The 1,333-nt window shown below is 74.0% G+C and carries 1 protein-coding gene; it reads right to left on the bottom strand.

What is annotated here, in order from left to right:
• Positions 1–1,333, bottom strand: a 1,333-nt coding sequence (locus EQG76_RS14115) for an AMP-binding protein (RefSeq protein ID WP_159714502.1), incomplete at both ends; no start/stop codon positions are given.

The following is a 1,333-nucleotide window of genomic DNA, read 5'->3' as shown; positions in this document are numbered from 1 at the left end:
GCCGAGCCTGGCCGCGATCGCCTGGGCGACGATGCCGCCCACCGACCAGCCCAGCAGGTGGATTGGCCCGTCCGGCCGGATCGCCCGGATCCGCGCCAGATAGATGTCCGCCATCTCGTCCAGGCTGGCCGGCATCGCGGCTGCCGGGTCGAGCCCGTCCGCCTGCAGCCCGAAGACCGGCCGCGATCCTCCCAGGGCGCGGGCTAGCCCGCCATAGCACCAGGCGATCCCGCCCGCCGGGTGGATGCAGAACAAAGGCGGTAGCCCGTCCCCCCCGCCGGCGCCCAGCCGGATGCAGGGGCCGAGCCCGTTGCCGGACCGTGCGTCGGGGGCAGCGGCCATCAGCTGGAGCTGGCGCGCCAGCCGGGCGATAGTCGGATGCTCGAACACCAAGCCCAGGCCGACTTCCAGCTGCCATTCCGCCCGGATGCGCCGCGCCAGACGCACCGCCAGCAGCGAATGGCCGCCCGCCAGAAAGAAGTCGTCCTCCGCCCCGACCTCGCGGCCCAGCACCTCGGCGAACAGCCGGGCCAGCCGTTCCTCGGCAGGACCGGCGGGCGGCCGGCCGACGGCTGGCGCCAGCTCGGGTGCTGGCAGGGCTGAGCGGTCGAGCTTGCCGTTCGCGTTGGTAGGCAGGCTCGCCAGCACGACGAAGCTCGCAGGCAGCATGTAGTCCGGCAGCTGCCGGGCCAGCCCGGCGCGCAGGGCCGCCGGCTCGGGCATGGCACCTGCGGCGGGCGTGACATAGGCGACCAGCGCAGGCTCGCCGTCCTTGCCCGGCCGCGCCAGCACGACCGCCTGGCCGACCTCCAGGCAGGCCTGCAGCGCCGCCTCGATCTCGCCCAGCTCGATCCGGAGCCCGCGGATCTTCACCTGATGGTCGGAGCGGCCGAGGAATTCGCAGGCACCGTCCGGCCGCCAGCGGGCGAGGTCACCGGTTCGGTAGAGCCGCTCGCCCGGCCGGAACGGGTCCGGGCCGAATCGCTCGGCGGTGAGGTCGGGGCGGCCCAGATAGCCGCGCGCGATCTGCCGGCCGCCGAGATAGAGATGGCCCGCAACGCCAGGCGACACCGGGCGCATCCGCTCGTCCAGCACGTAGAGTGCGGTGTTCCAGACCGGAAAGCCGATCGGCACCGGGCTCGACCGGTCGTCCGGCCCGGCCGGCCAGTAGCTGACATCCACCGCCGCCTCGGTGGGGCCGTAGAGATTGTGCAGCTCCGCCTCGATGCGGGCGTGGAACCGGTCGCGCAGCACCGCCGGCAACTCCTCGCCGCTGCAGAAGACCTGGCGCAGGCGCAAGCCGCGGCAGGCCGGCTCTTCCAGGAACGCCGCC

Origin of the sequence: Geminicoccus flavidas, from assembly GCF_009806515.1 — a bacterium.
In the GTDB taxonomy this organism is placed as follows: domain Bacteria; phylum Pseudomonadota; class Alphaproteobacteria; order Geminicoccales; family Geminicoccaceae; genus Geminicoccus; species Geminicoccus flavidus.
This window is presented reverse-complemented; position numbering and strand designations above follow the sequence as displayed.